The following is a 14,034-nucleotide window of genomic DNA, read 5'->3' as shown; positions in this document are numbered from 1 at the left end:
GGCAAGCCCGCTCCCACATTGGTTTTTGCCTGACTTGAGGTGGCCATGGCTTGCCACAACCCATTGATTTGCAATGGACTGCCAAACACCGCTTACCGATAGCCCAGCGCTCTGCTAAAATGCGCCGCCTTATCCGTCTGTAGGCTGCACTGTGCCATTTACCTGGGTTGATTGGGCGATCGTAGCCATCATCGCCATCTCCGCATTGATCAGTCTAAGCCGCGGCTTCGTCAAAGAAGCATTGTCGCTGCTGACCTGGATCGTTGCAGGAGTCGTCGCCTGGATGTTCGGCGGATCCCTGGCCGTTTATCTGGCCGGTTATATCGAAACACCTTCGGCTCGCGTCATCGCGGGCTGCGCCATCATGTTCATCGCCACGCTGCTGGTGGGAGCAATGGTCAATTATCTTATCGGCGAATTGATACGTGTCACCGGCCTCTCCGGGACCGATCGATTTCTCGGCATGGCCTTCGGTGCCGCGCGTGGCGCGTTGCTGGTGGTCGTTGCGGTCGGGCTGTTGAGCCTGGGTCCGGTACAGCAGGATGCATGGTGGCAGGAGTCGAGTCTCGTGCCAAAATTTCTATTGGTTGCAGATTGGTCCAAGAACCTCATATTGGGGTGGAGCAGTCAGTGGCTGGCCAGCGGTATCAGCGTACCCGCTGATCTTCCGTTCAAGGAACATCTCTTGCCCGGCAACGCGCCGCAGTAAGTATTGTTCAGTCAAGATTCATTAAGTAGGGGTTGCGTCGCATGTGTGGCATCGTCGGTATCGTCGGTAAGTCGAACGTCAATCAGGCGCTGTATGACGCGCTAACCGTCCTCCAGCACCGCGGCCAGGACGCTGCCGGTATTGTGACCAGCCATGACGGCCGGTTATTCCTGCGCAAGGACAATGGCCTGGTACGTGATGTGTTCCATCAGCGTCACATGCAGCGCCTGGTCGGGCATATGGGCATTGGCCATGTGCGTTATCCGACTGCCGGTAGCTCGACTTCGGCCGAAGCTCAACCGTTTTACGTCAACTCGCCGTACGGCATTACCTTGGCGCACAACGGCAACCTGACCAACGTTGAGCAACTGGCCAAGGAGATTTACGAATCTGACCTGCGCCATGTCAACACCAACTCCGACTCGGAAGTGCTGCTCAACGTGTTCGCCCACGAACTGGCCCAGCGCGGCAAGTTGCAGCCGACCGAAGAAGATGTGTTCGCTGCCGTGACTGACGTGCATAACCGCTGCGTAGGCGGCTACGCGGTCGTGGCAATGATCACCGGCTACGGTATTGTCGGTTTCCGCGACCCGCACGGCATTCGTCCTATCGTGTTCGGCCAGCGTCACACCGACGAAGGCGTCGAGTACATGATCGCCTCCGAAAGCGTATCCCTGGATGTACTGGGCTTCACCCTGGTGCGCGACCTGGCGCCGGGCGAAGCGGTGTACATCACCGAAGACGGCAAGCTGCATACCCGTCAGTGCGCGATCAACCCGAAACTCACCCCATGCATCTTCGAACACGTCTACCTGGCGCGTCCGGATTCGATCATTGATGGTGTTTCGGTGTACAAGGCGCGTCTGCGCATGGGTGAGAAGCTCGCCGAGAAGATCCTGCGCGAACGCCCTGAGCATGACATCGACGTGGTGATCCCGATCCCGGACACCAGTCGCACCGCCGCGCTGGAGCTGGCTACCCGCCTGGGCGTCAAGTTCCGCGAAGGTTTCGTCAAGAACCGCTACATCGGCCGCACCTTCATCATGCCGGGCCAGGCGGCTCGCAAGAAGTCGGTACGCCAGAAGCTCAATGCCATCGAGCTGGAATTCCGCGGCAAGAACGTGATGCTGGTGGATGACTCCATTGTGCGTGGCACCACGTGCAAGCAGATCATCCAGATGGCTCGCGAAGCCGGGGCGAAGAACGTGTACTTCTGTTCTGCTGCGCCTGCCGTGCGGTACCCGAACGTGTACGGTATCGACATGCCGAGCGCCCACGAACTGATTGCGCACAATCGTTCGACCCAGGATGTAGCCGACCTGATCGGTGCCGATTGGCTGATTTACCAGGACCTTCCTGACCTGATCGAAGCGGTTGGCGGCGGCAAGATCAAGATCGAGCAGTTCGATTGCGCGGTCTTCGATGGCAAGTACGTGACAGGTGATGTCGACGAGGCGTACCTGAACAAGATTGAGCAGGCGCGTAACGACTCATCGAAGATCAAGACCCAGGCGGTCAGCGCGATCATCGATCTGTACAACAACTGAGTAACTACCGGCCCTGAGGGGCCGGTTTTGTATGTTAAATAAAGAATTTGAGTGAAGGAGTGGCAGCATGAGTCAGGAATGGGATGCCGGTCGGTTGGACAGCGACCTCGATGGTGTGGCTTTCGATACCCTGGCTGTGCGCGCCGGCCAGCACCGCACGCCGGAAGGTGAACACGGTGACCCGATGTTCTTCACCTCCAGCTACGTGTTCCGCACCGCGGCGGACGCGGCGGCGCGCTTTGCTGGCGAAGTGCCGGGTAACGTTTACTCCCGCTATACCAACCCGACGGTGCGCGCCTTCGAAGAGCGCATCGCGGCGCTGGAAGGGGCAGAGCAGGCGGTCGCCACAGCTACCGGCATGGCGGCGATCCTCGCCGTGGTGATGAGCCTGTGCAGCGCCGGTGATCACGTATTGGTGTCGCGCAGTGTGTTTGGTTCGACCATCAGCTTGTTCGAAAAGTACTTCAAGCGCTTTGGCATTGAAGTCGACTACGTGCCGCTGGCGGACCTTTCTGGCTGGAATGCGGCCATCAAGGCCAATACCAAATTGCTGTTTGTCGAGTCGCCGTCCAACCCGCTGGCAGAGCTGGTGGACATCGCCGCTCTCGCCGAAGTGGCCCACGCCAAGGGCGCGATGCTGGTAGTGGATAACTGCTTCTGCACGCCGGCCCTGCAGCAGCCACTGAAGCTCGGCGCAGATATCGTGGTGCATTCGGCCACCAAGTTCATCGACGGCCAGGGTCGTTGCATGGGCGGCGTGGTGGCCGGCCGCGGCGAGCAGATGAAGGAAGTGGTGGGCTTCTTGCGCACCGCTGGCCCGACCCTGAGCCCGTTCAATGCGTGGATTTTCCTCAAGGGCCTGGAAACCCTCAGCCTGCGGATGAAGGCCCATTGCGCCAATGCCCAGGCCCTGGCCGAGTGGCTGGAGCAGCAGGACGGCATCGAGAAAGTCCACTACGCCGGCTTGAAGAGCCACCCGCAACACGAGCTGGCTCAGCGTCAGCAGCGTGGCTTCGGGGCCGTGGTCAGTTTCGAGGTCAAGGGCGGCAAAGAGGGCGCGTGGCGCTTTATCGACGCGACACGCCTGATCTCCATCACCGCCAACCTGGGTGATAGCAAAACCACCATTACCCATCCAAGCACCACTTCCCATGGTCGCCTGGCACCGCAGGAGCTTGAAGCCGCGGGTATCCGCGACAGCCTGATCCGTGTTGCCGTTGGCCTGGAAGATGTGACTGACTTGCAGGCCGACCTGGCTCGCGGGCTGGCTGCCTTGTGATCGAGTGGTCCCTGGAGGCGGCTGGCGTCAGTAATGGCCGGGTCGCGTTGGTGACGGGTGCGGCACGCGGTATCGGCCTGGGGATCGCGGCCTGGCTGGTCAGCGAAGGCTGGCAGGTGGTGTTGGCTGACCTGGACCGCGAGCGGGGCGCCAAGGTGTCCAGGGTGCTGGGTGACAACGCCTGGTTTATCACCATGGACGTGGCCGATGAGCAGCAGGTGGCCCTTGGGGTGGCCGAAGTGCTGGGTCAGTTCGGGCGCCTGGATGCCCTGGTGTGTAATGCCGCTGTGGCCGATCCGCGCAATATCACATTGGATAGCCTGGACCTGGCTTACTGGAATCGGGTGCTGGCGGTGAACCTCAGTGGGCCGATGCTGCTGGCCAAGCACTGTGCGCCCTATCTGCGTGCCCATGGTGGTTCGATCGTAAACCTCGCCTCGACCCGGGCGCGGCAGTCGGAAGCGGATACCGAGGCTTACGCGGCGAGCAAGGGCGGCCTGTTGGCCCTGACTCACGCGCTGGCTATCAGCCTGGGGCCGGAGGTGCGGGTCAACGCTGTCAGCCCGGGCTGGATCGACGCCCGTGATCCCGCGGCGCGCCGTGCAGAGCCGTTGAGTGACGCCGATCATGCGCAGCATCCTGCGGGCCGGGTAGGCACGGTTGAGGACGTGGCAGCCATGGTGGCGTGGCTGCTGTCGCGCAGCGCCGGGTTCGTCACTGGGCAAGAGTTCGTGGTGGACGGTGGGATGAGCAAGAAGATGATTTACAGCGAGTAGGGCGGGTCCTGCGCTTGACGTTATTTTGTCTTTTTCAGAAAAACTTCAAGCAGGCTCTTGACTTAGGTCCGCCATCTGCGTAAATTTCGCGGCCTCAACGAAGCAAAGGGTGATTAGCTCAGCTGGGAGAGCATCTGCCTTACAAGCAGAGGGTCGGCGGTTCGATCCCGTCATCACCCACCACTTCTTGAGAGTTTTGCCTTCGGGCAAGACGCAACGTTAAAGGTTGCACCGACGCGCAGCGGTAGTTCAGTCGGTTAGAATACCGGCCTGTCACGCCGGGGGTCGCGGGTTCGAGTCCCGTCCGCTGCGCCATATTTTCCAGGTCCGATGTTTCGGATTTGAGATTGAACAGCCAAGGCTGCTCAGTCAGATGTTTGAAGGCGGTTGAAGGTGACACTTCAGCAGTCTGAGCGATACGCAGCGGTAGTTCAGTCGGTTAGAATACCGGCCTGTCACGCCGGGGGTCGCGGGTTCGAGTCCCGTCCGCTGCGCCATATCTGTTCCAGGGTCCACTGAACACCCTGAGAGCGCCAAGAAAAGCGTTATGCTTGATTGGATCGATAGCAAAGACCCTGGTCGAAAGACCGGGGTTTTTTGTGTCTGCGATTTGATGATTGGATCTGTAGGAGCCAGCAAGCCGGCTCCTACAGGCTGTTGATCAGAAACCCAGCTTGTCCCGCAGCCCGTAGTACCACGCGCCCAGTGCCGCAAATGGCGTGCGCAGCAGTTGGCCGCCCGGGAACGGGTAGTGCGGCAGGTCGGCAAACGCATCAAAACGCTCTGCCTGGCCTCTGAGGGCTTCAGCCAGTACCTTGCCTGCCAGGTGGGTGTACGTCACGCCATGGCCGCTACAGCCTTGGGAGTAGTAGATGTTGTCGCCGATGCGACCGACCTGGGGCAGGCGCGAAAGGGTCAGTAGGAAGTTGCCGGTCCAGGCGTAGTCGATTTTTACATCCTTCAATTGCGGAAAAGCCTTGAGCATCTTCGGCCGGATGATCGCTTCGATGTTCGCTGGATCCCGCGCGCCATACACCACGCCACCGCCGAAGATCAGGCGCTTGTCGCTGGTCAGTCGGTAGTAGTCGAGCAGGTAGTTGCAATCTTCGACGCAGAAATCCTGGGGGAGCAGGCTGTTGGCCAGTTCATCGCCCAGTGGCGCCGTGGTAATCACTTGGGTGCCGCAAGGCATCGACTTGGCCGCCAACTCGGGCACCAGGTTGCCCAGGTAGGCGTTGCCGGCGACGATGATGAATTTAGCCTTCACCTTGCCTTGCGCCGTGTGGACGACAGGGTTGGCGCCACGTTCGATACGCACGGCGGCGGACTGTTCGTAGATGGTGCCGCCCAGGGACTCCACGGCTGCCGCTTCACCCAATGCCAGGTTGAGCGGATGGATATGCCCGCCACTCATGTCCAGCAGGCCGCCCACGTAGTTCTCGCAGGCCACCACCTCGCGGATGCGCCGCTCGTCGAGCAGCTCCAGCTGGGTATGGCCATAGCGTTCCCACAAGCGCTTCTGCGACTCCAGATGGCCCATGTGCTTGCTATTGAGCGCGGCGAATACACCGCCGTCCTTCAAGTCGCACTGGATCTGGTACTTGGCAACCCGCTCACGGATGATCCTGCCGCCCTCGAACGCCATTTGCCCCAGCAGTTGCGCCTGCTGGGGGCCGACGCTGCGTTCGATCACGTCGATATCGCGGCTATAACTGTTGACGATCTGGCCACCATTGCGCCCGGACGCACCGAAACCCACTTTGGCGGCTTCCAGTACCGTTACGCGAAAGCCGTTCTCCAGCAGAAACAGCGCGCTCGACAACCCGGTATAGCCAGCACCGATCACGCACACATCGGTTTCAACCTCACCTTGCAGCACTGGCCGCGGAGGAGCCGCATTGGCGGACGCGGCGTAATACGACTGGGGATAGGGGGTGTTCGCCATACTGGAACCTCTGTTTTATATTTTTTACGAGTGCGCCGATCCTACCTGAGTTGAAAATGCCCTGCCAGCCACTCGAAAAAGCAGCGCTGCTGATAAAAAATAAAAAATTCGCATATTCATAGGCTTAGCTGCAAAAAAGGTGTTGACACCCCTCGGGAATTCCGTAGAATGCCGCCTCACAGCAGGCACGTAGCTCAGTTGGTTAGAGCACCACCTTGACATGGTGGGGGTCGTTGGTTCGAGTCCAATCGCGCCTACCAAACAAAATCCGCTCTGCTGGGCGGTCTAGAAGGGCTCACCGAAAGGTGGGCCCTTTTTTGTTGCGATTTGCAAAGGCCTCACTCAAAACGCCAGTTCCGTACCCGTCTCCAGGTACTCTGATTTTCTTTTCGTCGCGCCTTGAGTGTCTTCCTTCGGGAGCCTCTATTGCTCGTACTGTATTTTCGGCGACTTCGAGCCCCCGGCCACCCCTAAACACAGCGCCCAATTCAAGGCCGCAGCCAACTCCAAGGCTTGGCAGCCCTGATCTAGCAGGTTTACCCAAAAGGCCACGTCAGGATTTGAGCCCGCAAATCCTGACGTGACCCTGGTTGGCTTACATCCCCTCACAAACTTTATTGATTTGCAGCAACAATTTTTCTTGTTGGACACTCTCTGCCCCAAGCAGCAAAGATGCCCGCCAGTGACCCTCGACCTACTCGGTCAATAATAAAAATCCGCGTCGGGCTGCCCGTTATCGCTTATCAGCGATGCAGGCGTCGTAGCACGCAATCAAGGACTCAACGCCATGCAAACTGTTGTGAACCTTTGGCCGCTGATTGGCGTGCTCGTCATCGTGGTCGGCTTTGTGTTGCGCTTCAATCCATTACTGGTGGTGACGGCGGCGGCGATTGCCACCGGGTTTGCCGCGCATTTCCCCCTGGAAAAAATCCTCGCCACCATGGGCGATGGCTTCCTGCAGACTCGCGCCTTGCAATTGATCCTGCTGCTGCCCCTGGCCGTTATCGGCCTGCTGGAGCGCCATGGCTTGCGTCTGCACGCACAGAACTGGATTGCACGTTTCGAGCGGGCCACCGTCGGGCGTCTGTTGATCATTTATCTGTTTGTTCGCGAGTCCACGGCGGCGATGGGCCTGACCAGTCTTGGCGGGCACCCGCAAATGGTGCGCCCGTTGCTGGCGCCGATGGCGGAAGGGGCTGCCGAGAAGCGCTTCGGCAAGCTGCCGGACAAGGTGCGGCACAAGGTCCTGGCGATGTGTGCCGCCACGGACAACGTGGGGCTGTTTTTTGGTGAAGATATCTTCGTGGCCTTTGGTGCGATTGCCCTGATGCACACCTTCCTGCTGGGCTCTGGTATTGATGTCGAGCCGCTGCACATCGCGGTCTGGGGCATCCCCACGGCGATTTGTGCGTTCATTGTGCACGCCATCCGTTTACACCGGTTTGACCGAAGGCTGACGCGTGAGCTGACGGCCACTGCGCCCGTTAACGCTCAGGCGGAGGCCGCGCAATGATCATTTCCATTCAATACTTGTACTGGCTTGCCGGCGTTTTGTTGCTGATTACTGCAGGCATGATCCTGGCTGACCGCACCCACCCCAAGCGTTGGTCAACAGCGTTTTTCTGGTTACTGTTCGCCATTCCGTTCCTGGTGGGTGAGCACCTGCCGTCGGTGGTGGTGGGTGTTGGCGTGGTGCTGATGGCGCTGATCGCCGGGCTCGGCGGGGTAGGGCGTGGTACCCATGTCGAGTTGCATGACAAGGAGTCCCGCGCCAGTGCTGGTCGGCTGGGTCATAAACTGTTTATTCCGGCCCTGGCCATTCCGTTGACCACGGTGATCGGCTCGGTGCTGCTCAAGCACACCGAGATTGGCGGCGTGCCGCTGCTGGACCCGAAAAACACCACGTTCGTGTCCCTTGGTCTCGGCTGCCTGATTGCCCTGGGCTTGGCCTGCTGGCTGACTCGCGATACCCCGGTGCAGGCCCTGCGTGAATCGCGACGCCTGACCGAAGCCCTGGGCTGGGCCATGGTGCTGCCGCAGATGCTGGCAATGCTTGGTTTGTTGTTCAACGAAGCCGGCGTTGGCACGGCCGTGGCTCACGTCACCACCACCTACATCAACCTGGATTACAAGCTGGTCGCGGTGATGGTCTATGTGTTGGGCATGGCGCTGTTTACGGTGATCATGGGTAACGGTTTTGCCGCCTTCCCGGTGATGACCGGTGGTGTGGGCGTGCCGGTGTTGGTGGGGATCTATGGCGGCAACCCGGCGGTGATGGCGGCCATCGGCATGTTCTCCGGCTACTGCGGTACGCTGATGACCCCGATGGCGGCAAACTTCAATATTGTGCCTGCAGCGCTCCTGGAATTACCGGACAAAAACGCGGTGATCAAGGCGCAGATACCCACGGCATTGATGATGTTGCTGGTCAATATCGTCCTGCTTTATCTGTTGATGTGAGGTCGAGATGGAAACTGTGTTGCTGTTGGGGTTCGAGCCATTCGATCGAGACCTGATCAACCCGTCCTGGGAGGCGGTGCGCCTGCTGGATGGGGTGCAATTGCAAGAAGGCGTGACCATCGTCGCCCGTCAATTGCCCTGTGCCTTCGCCACTGCCGGCAGCTGTTTGAACCAGTTGCTGGCCGAGCATCAGCCACAACTGGTGATTGCCACGGGGCTGGGGCCTGGGCGCAGTGATATTTCCATCGAGCGGGTTGCGATCAATCTGATTGATGCACGGATCCCGGACAACCTCGGTGCCCAGCCCGTGGATACGACAGTGACCCCCGAGGGGCCTGCTGCCTACTTCAGCACCTTGCCGGTCAAGGCCATGGTCAGGGCGGTGCGCGAGGCCGGAATCGCAGCCTCGGTTTCGCAAACGGCGGGCACCTTTGTATGTAATCAGGTGTTCTACCGCTTGCAGCATGCCTTGGTTGGATCGGGTGTGCGCAGTGGGTTTATCCATGTTCCGTATCTGCCAGGGCAGGCGGCTGAGCCTCAGCCTTCGATGGCGTTGGCGACAACGGTTGAAGGGCTGAGGATTGCGGTCCTGGCGGCTTGGAATACGCCGCGTGATATTGCCGAGAGCGGCGGCCAGGTGTGCTGATGCGCTGATGCGTCATCGTTCGTTTACAAGCTCGGGGCCGATCCGTAGATTGCATCAGGGCCCGACAACGGGCGACGAGTGCAAGAGGAAACCCTGCAGTGTCCGCCAAAGAATCGGCCGTATTTGATCGTCACTACCGTGCATTCCTGTTTGATATGGACGGCACTCTCCTTAACTCCATCGCCGCCGCAGAGCGGGTCTGGGCCGCCTGGGCGCAGCGCCATGGCCTGGACGTCGAGGCGTTCTTGACCACCATCCATGGCGTGCGCGCCATCGACACTATCACTCGTCAGGCTTTGCCAGGGGTAGATGCGCAGGCCGAGGCGCGGGGTATTACCGAGGCAGAAATCGAGGACGTGGCGGGCGTGGTGGCGATCCCTGGAGCCGTGACGTTTCTACAGAGCTTGCCCGCGCATTGCTGGGCGGTGGTCACGTCCGCGCCCAAGGCGCTGGCGCTGCGCCGTATGCAGGCGGCAGGGCTGGTGCCGCCGGCCGTCATGGTAACGGCTGAGGATGTAACCAATGGCAAGCCGGATCCGGCCGGTTACCTGCTGGGGGCCAAGCGTTTGGGGGTGCCAATAGGCGAGTGCCTGGTGTTTGAGGACGCGTCGGTGGGGATCCGTGCCGGGGAGGCGGCGGGCGCGGACGTCGTAGTGGTGACATCGACGCATTGGGAGCCGATGGCAACGGAACATCCGACGATTGCCAGTTATGACGGCGTGCGGGTGCAGTGTGATGCGGCCGGCCTGTTGCGTCTGCGGCCTTCTACACCGGCTTGAATGCCGCGCCGCGCCGGGTCAGCAGGATGTTCTCGGCGCCAATCCATTGGTAGCCCAGTGGATCCCTAATGTGTCCATGGATGACAGTACCCGTGATCAGTTTCAACAGGTAAAGCTCGCGCAGGCCGGCGAGGATTTCCTCGGGCTTGCCCAGCAGTTCGCTGGAAGATTTCGGCTTATCTATTGAAAGTTGTTCGATCAAGGACTGTAGGTTTTTAGCGTTATGTTCTATGTCCATATCGATAACGTTTTTTATGAAGTGTAAGGGTATGGGTGCTACCGGGGCGGATAGTTCCTCATATTTCAAGTAGAGGATCCAATCGGTGCGTCAGGAGGGGGATTTCTGACGAGCGTGACGAAACGCACGGCGGTTGAGTTTTCGCTGGATCGCAGACTGAATGGGCTTGAGGCAGAAGCAGAACAGATAACCACCGAGAAATAGCGCCAGGTCGGGCCATGTATCGGCATCCTGCGCGGTGGTGCTGCCTTCCATGTACAGCCTGAGGCCGTATCCGATTGTCACAAAACCCAGGGCAATCAGTAGGGCGATCATCCAGGATTTGCAGGTGTAGGGCTCTTTGCGGGATCGCCTCATCAACGCGCTCCGAAGGCACTGTAAGGTTTTGTTACGTTCCTGGAGGGGTTTGTCTGCGATACGGTCAGCAAGTTCCGTGGCTGAACCTGCATGCTGACAACCGGTGGCAGGGCCTGGCGCGAGCTGCGCTGATCACGGGATACCGTAGACAGGCCAAGGGGGCTTTCGCCAGCCGTTACAGGGGACGAGCGGGCTGGCTACTGGGGAGGCTTCAAGGTATTTCGCGTTTGTCCGGTGCAGTCAGGCCTGCCTGGATGCGCTGGTAAATCTCTTCGCGATGCACGGCAACATCCTTGGGAGCATTGATGCCGATTCTTACTTGCTGGCCGCTAACGCCCAGAATGGTGATCGTAATGTCATCACCGATATTTATGCTTTCACCGACTTTGCGGGTGAGTATCAGCATGGACTTCTCCTTGATTGCTTTGAAGGACGCATGTTTCTAACAGGGCGGATGTCGGTTATGTGTAGCTTACTGTGAAGCGCTTCCCTGTGGCTGCCTCTTTTAGGACGCATGGAGGCGGCATTAATTCCCATGGCGCCATCATACAGGTCTGGGAAACATCCTTCGCAATGTTTAAGCCAACGTTTATGACGGCCAGAATAGACAGTGAATGATAAAGTTGCCTCTTTGAACCTTAAAGGGGCAGGGCAGTGCGTAAAGTAGCGATGGCAATTGTGGTATTGGCGTTGGCCGGATGCGGTGAGGGGCCCAATCTCGACACCCCCCGAGACAAGGCTGAAGCCGCCAAGGCCCAGGCTCCTGCGGTTGCCGCTGTGCAGTGGGATATCCTGGTGCGCTCGCCCGACAATAAATTACAGGCGCTGACCGACCTGACCGCCTGGTTGCTGGAAAACGGCTTCACATTCTATCTGGCCAAGGAAGACGGCAAGGATCTGGTGCTGCTGGGGCCGTTCGCCAGCAAGGCCGAGGCTGAGGCCCGCCAGGTTCAGTTGCAGGAAAGACTGGTGAAAAAGAAGAAGACCGACGCCGAGTCGCTGGTGATCGAGCACAAGGCCCGCCCGTAATACGGTGGTTGGCGGGATCCGTGGATCCCGCTCATGTTTATCCGCAGGCTTTCAGGTTCACCGGGCCGACGAACTCATTACCACGCCCCATCACGCAGGCTACGGTTTGATTGCGCTGGCGCTCCCAGGGCTGCACGGGATAGGTACGGTTCCAGGCTTCATACAGTTGGCGGTCCTGTTTCGACAGGCGCAAGCCGTATTGTTTACTCATGTAGAAATAAGTACGGGCGATCATGCCGCGGATGGATGGCCTGGGCATGACTTTCTTGGCCTTGAAGTCCACCTGGGTCAGGCATGAACCATATTGCCCGCTCTGCACCGGCAACCAGCCAAAACTGAAGTTGTTGCGATCGCCATTGACCTCGCCGATGCTCGGTACCAGGTTGTGCAGGTCAGCTTCAGCGCGTTTGAAGACGGTGTCGGTGCGCGTGCAGTTCTTGCGTCCGCCGTCTTGCCAGCACTGGCGTTGATGGCCGATCTGCCAGGCCGGGACAATGTGCTCCCACTCGATGCGCGCCGCCCGGTTGGCGTTTTTACGCGGAACGTAGCCGCAGGCTTTCAGGTCGACCCGGTTACCCGTGTACTTGCAGCCGCAATAGAACTCAGTGGATTGCGGGGCGTAGAGTTTCCAGGCGATTTTCTTGGCTTCACTGAAGGTACGTGGGGCTTGGGCGTGGGCGGCAGTAGCAAAAAAAACACAGAACAGGGCGATAAAACGGACACTCATTGACTCAATCTTCCTTCGGTACGACCCAGAAAATCTGCACGCCGCCATCATCGCGATAAGCGAGGGTGACGTTGTCGTTTTCTGCGATTTCCTCCAGTAGTCGTGCCCACTCGTCCTCGGGTTCCTCCGGCAAACGGAAAATCAACGCGGCCTTGTTTTTTTGGGCGTTGGTGGAATTGATGATTTTTTGCACACGGATCGCCAGGCGTTGATAGGCGTCGGGCGGTGTCGGTGCTGCAGAGGAGGGCTTGGCCACGGAGGAGTCCTTAATTAGCTGTACGAACATACAGTATTTAACTGTGAGTAAATTCGCAACTGCTTAAAATTCAAGAAGTCCGTGTGACAACGGTTTACGCGGATTGGTGTACAGCGAGGATTTTTTGCAGGAGCCGACAACGACCTGTTGTCCCTGTCGGCGCCTACAAGGGTGTTAGCGGTGTGTCAGTAACTTAGTATTCCCAGAACATCCGCTGCAGTTCCTTGCTGTCCTGGGTCTTGGTCAGGGCGACCATGGCCAGGATGCGGGCTTTCTGCGGGTTCAGGTCATGGGCCACAACCCAGTCGTATTTGTCGTCAGGCTGCTCGGCATTGCGCAGAACGAAACCGCCGGCATTGACGTGGGAAGAACGAATGATTTGCACGCCTTCCTTACGCAGTTCCTGCAGGGCAGGTACTACCTTGGCCGGTACCGAGCCATTGCCGGTGCCGGCATGGATTATGGCTTTGGCGCCAGCCTGGGCCAGGGCTTTGTAGGCGGTGTCGCTGACGTTGCCATAACCGTAGGCAATTTCAACGTCGGGCAGGCTCTTGATGTTCTTGATATCGAACTCCGAGTTCATGGTGTGACGCTTGGCCGGCTGGCGGAACCAGTAGGATTTGCCCTCTACGACCATGCCCAGTGGGCCCCAGGCGCTTTTGAAGGCCTCGGTCTTGATGTTGATCATCTTGCTGACATCGCGACCCGACTGGATCTCGTCGTTCATGGTCACCAGGACGCCTTTGCCGCGTGCGTCTTTGCTACCGGCAACAGCCACAGCGTTGTACAGGTTGAGCATGCCGTCGGCCGACATGGCAGTGCCTGGACGCATGGAGCCCACGACCACGATTGGCTTGTCGGTTTTTTCCACCAGGTTGAGGAAGTAGGCGGTTTCTTCGAGGGTGTCGGTGCCGTGGGTGATCACGATGCCGTCCACGTCTTTGCTGTCGGCAAGTTCTGCGACACGACGACCCAGTTGCAGCAGGTTTTCGTTAGTGATGCTTTCGGAAGCAATTTGCATCACTTGCTCGCCGCGCACGTTGGCGATCTGGCTGAGCTCCGGAATGCCGGCGATCAGTTGTTCGATACCCACCTTGGCCGCCTGGTAGGTGGCGCTGTTGGCCGCGCTGGCGCCAGCGCCGGCAATGGTGCCGCCAGTGGCCAGCACGACTACGTTGGACAGTTTGGTCTTGGATTCAACTTCCTTGGCCTGGGCGGCCACGGGGAAGAGCAGCAGCAGGGCTAAAGCGCCCGGAACAAAGTTCTTGAGTGCAGATTTCATTATT

Annotated in this window: 16 protein-coding genes and 4 tRNA genes; 13 read left to right on the top strand and 7 right to left on the bottom strand. The window is 59.1% G+C overall.

Features of this window, described 5'->3' with window-relative positions; genetic code table 11:
- The first annotated feature begins 151 nt into the window (after positions 1 to 151).
- The 7 genes from K1X80_RS19365 to K1X80_RS19335 all read left to right on the top strand — a co-directional run bounded on the left by K1X80_RS19365 (position 152) and on the right by K1X80_RS19335 (position 4,808).
- Positions 152 to 709, top strand: a complete 558-nt coding sequence (locus tag K1X80_RS19365; RefSeq protein WP_057438613.1) for a CvpA family protein — start codon at positions 152 to 154, stop codon at positions 707 to 709.
- A gap of 41 nt (positions 710 to 750) precedes the next feature.
- Positions 751 to 2,256, top strand: a complete 1,506-nt coding sequence (purF, locus tag K1X80_RS19360) for an amidophosphoribosyltransferase (RefSeq protein WP_057438614.1) — start codon at positions 751 to 753, stop codon at positions 2,254 to 2,256.
- Positions 2,257 to 2,323: 67 nt separating this feature from the next.
- Complete coding sequence (locus tag K1X80_RS19355; RefSeq protein WP_220172422.1) at positions 2,324 to 3,535, top strand: O-succinylhomoserine sulfhydrylase; 1,212 nt, start codon at positions 2,324 to 2,326, stop codon at positions 3,533 to 3,535.
- An 11-nt stretch (positions 3,536 to 3,546) separates the two neighbouring features.
- The gene (locus K1X80_RS19350) at positions 3,547 to 4,311 is read left to right on the top strand and encodes an SDR family oxidoreductase (protein WP_115129422.1); all 765 of its coding nucleotides are present in this window, start codon (positions 3,547 to 3,549) and stop codon (positions 4,309 to 4,311) included.
- A gap of 107 nt (positions 4,312 to 4,418) precedes the next feature.
- Positions 4,419 to 4,494, top strand: a tRNA-Val gene (locus tag K1X80_RS19345).
- Positions 4,495 to 4,549: 55 nt separating this feature from the next.
- Positions 4,550 to 4,626 (top strand) — tRNA-Asp (locus K1X80_RS19340).
- Positions 4,627 to 4,731: 105 nt separating this feature from the next.
- A tRNA-Asp gene (locus K1X80_RS19335) sits at positions 4,732 to 4,808 on the top strand.
- A gap of 164 nt (positions 4,809 to 4,972) precedes the next feature.
- Here K1X80_RS19335 and K1X80_RS19330 read toward each other — a convergent pair.
- The gene (locus tag K1X80_RS19330; RefSeq protein WP_170044354.1) at positions 4,973 to 6,256 is read right to left on the bottom strand and encodes an FAD-binding oxidoreductase; all 1,284 of its coding nucleotides are present in this window, start codon (positions 6,254 to 6,256) and stop codon (positions 4,973 to 4,975) included.
- Between the two features lie 183 nt (positions 6,257 to 6,439).
- Here K1X80_RS19330 and K1X80_RS19325 point away from each other — a divergent pair.
- The 5 genes from K1X80_RS19325 (at position 6,440) to K1X80_RS19305 (ending at position 10,141) form a co-directional block, all read left to right on the top strand.
- Positions 6,440 to 6,516: transfer RNA gene (locus K1X80_RS19325), tRNA-Val, on the top strand.
- A gap of 527 nt (positions 6,517 to 7,043) precedes the next feature.
- Complete coding sequence (locus K1X80_RS19320) at positions 7,044 to 7,769, top strand: DUF969 domain-containing protein (RefSeq protein ID WP_057960174.1); 726 nt, start codon at positions 7,044 to 7,046, stop codon at positions 7,767 to 7,769.
- Positions 7,766 to 8,716 carry a DUF979 domain-containing protein gene (locus K1X80_RS19315; RefSeq protein ID WP_057438618.1) on the top strand — a complete coding sequence of 317 codons (951 nt, stop codon included), beginning with the start codon at positions 7,766 to 7,768 and terminating at the stop codon, positions 8,714 to 8,716. Before K1X80_RS19320 ends, K1X80_RS19315 begins: the two co-directional genes overlap by 4 nt.
- Positions 8,717 to 8,723: 7 nt before the next feature.
- Positions 8,724 to 9,362: a pyroglutamyl-peptidase I gene (gene pcp / locus K1X80_RS19310; RefSeq protein ID WP_186625973.1), complete on the top strand. Its 639-nt coding sequence runs from the start codon at positions 8,724 to 8,726 to the stop codon at positions 9,360 to 9,362.
- A 98-nt stretch (positions 9,363 to 9,460) separates the two neighbouring features.
- Positions 9,461 to 10,141 carry an HAD family hydrolase gene (locus K1X80_RS19305; protein WP_220172421.1) on the top strand — a complete coding sequence of 227 codons (681 nt, stop codon included), beginning with the start codon at positions 9,461 to 9,463 and terminating at the stop codon, positions 10,139 to 10,141.
- Here the strand turns inward: K1X80_RS19305 and K1X80_RS19300 are convergent.
- From K1X80_RS19300 to csrA, 3 genes are all read right to left on the bottom strand, one after another.
- Positions 10,128 to 10,343: a hypothetical protein gene (locus K1X80_RS19300; RefSeq protein WP_162947747.1), complete on the bottom strand. Its 216-nt coding sequence runs from the start codon at positions 10,341 to 10,343 to the stop codon at positions 10,128 to 10,130. The genes K1X80_RS19305 and K1X80_RS19300 overlap by 14 nt on opposite strands.
- Before the next feature lie 126 nt (positions 10,344 to 10,469).
- Positions 10,470 to 10,736, bottom strand: a complete 267-nt coding sequence (locus K1X80_RS19295) for a hypothetical protein (RefSeq protein WP_057438621.1) — start codon at positions 10,734 to 10,736, stop codon at positions 10,470 to 10,472.
- 211 nt (positions 10,737 to 10,947) lie between these two features.
- The gene (csrA, locus tag K1X80_RS19290) at positions 10,948 to 11,142 is read right to left on the bottom strand and encodes a carbon storage regulator CsrA (RefSeq protein WP_057960171.1); all 195 of its coding nucleotides are present in this window, start codon (positions 11,140 to 11,142) and stop codon (positions 10,948 to 10,950) included.
- 248 nt (positions 11,143 to 11,390) lie between these two features.
- On the opposite strand from csrA, the gene K1X80_RS19285 reads away from it, so the two are divergent.
- The gene (locus tag K1X80_RS19285) at positions 11,391 to 11,765 is read left to right on the top strand and encodes a penicillin-binding protein activator LpoB (RefSeq protein ID WP_081044283.1); all 375 of its coding nucleotides are present in this window, start codon (positions 11,391 to 11,393) and stop codon (positions 11,763 to 11,765) included.
- A 37-nt stretch (positions 11,766 to 11,802) separates the two neighbouring features.
- Here the strand turns inward: K1X80_RS19285 and K1X80_RS19280 are convergent, their stop codons facing one another.
- The 3 genes from K1X80_RS19280 to K1X80_RS19270 form a co-directional block, all read right to left on the bottom strand.
- Positions 11,803 to 12,492, bottom strand: coding sequence for an endonuclease (locus K1X80_RS19280; RefSeq protein ID WP_057438623.1), 690 nt, complete (start codon positions 12,490 to 12,492; stop codon positions 11,803 to 11,805).
- A gap of 4 nt (positions 12,493 to 12,496) precedes the next feature.
- On the bottom strand, positions 12,497 to 12,748 hold the full coding sequence (locus tag K1X80_RS19275) for a DUF1654 domain-containing protein (protein ID WP_057438624.1): 252 nt from the start codon (positions 12,746 to 12,748) through the stop codon (positions 12,497 to 12,499).
- 193 nt (positions 12,749 to 12,941) lie between these two features.
- Entirely contained in the window at positions 12,942 to 14,030 is a 1,089-nt protein-coding gene (locus tag K1X80_RS19270; RefSeq protein WP_057438625.1) for an asparaginase, read from the bottom strand.
- Positions 14,031 to 14,034: the final 4 nt, after the last annotated feature.

Source organism: Pseudomonas sp. So3.2b (assembly GCF_019464415.1).
GTDB lineage: Bacteria > Pseudomonadota > Gammaproteobacteria > Pseudomonadales > Pseudomonadaceae > Aquipseudomonas > Aquipseudomonas shahriarae.
The sequence above is the reverse complement of the archived record's forward strand: the minus strand, read 5'-3'. Positions and strand labels throughout refer to the sequence as shown.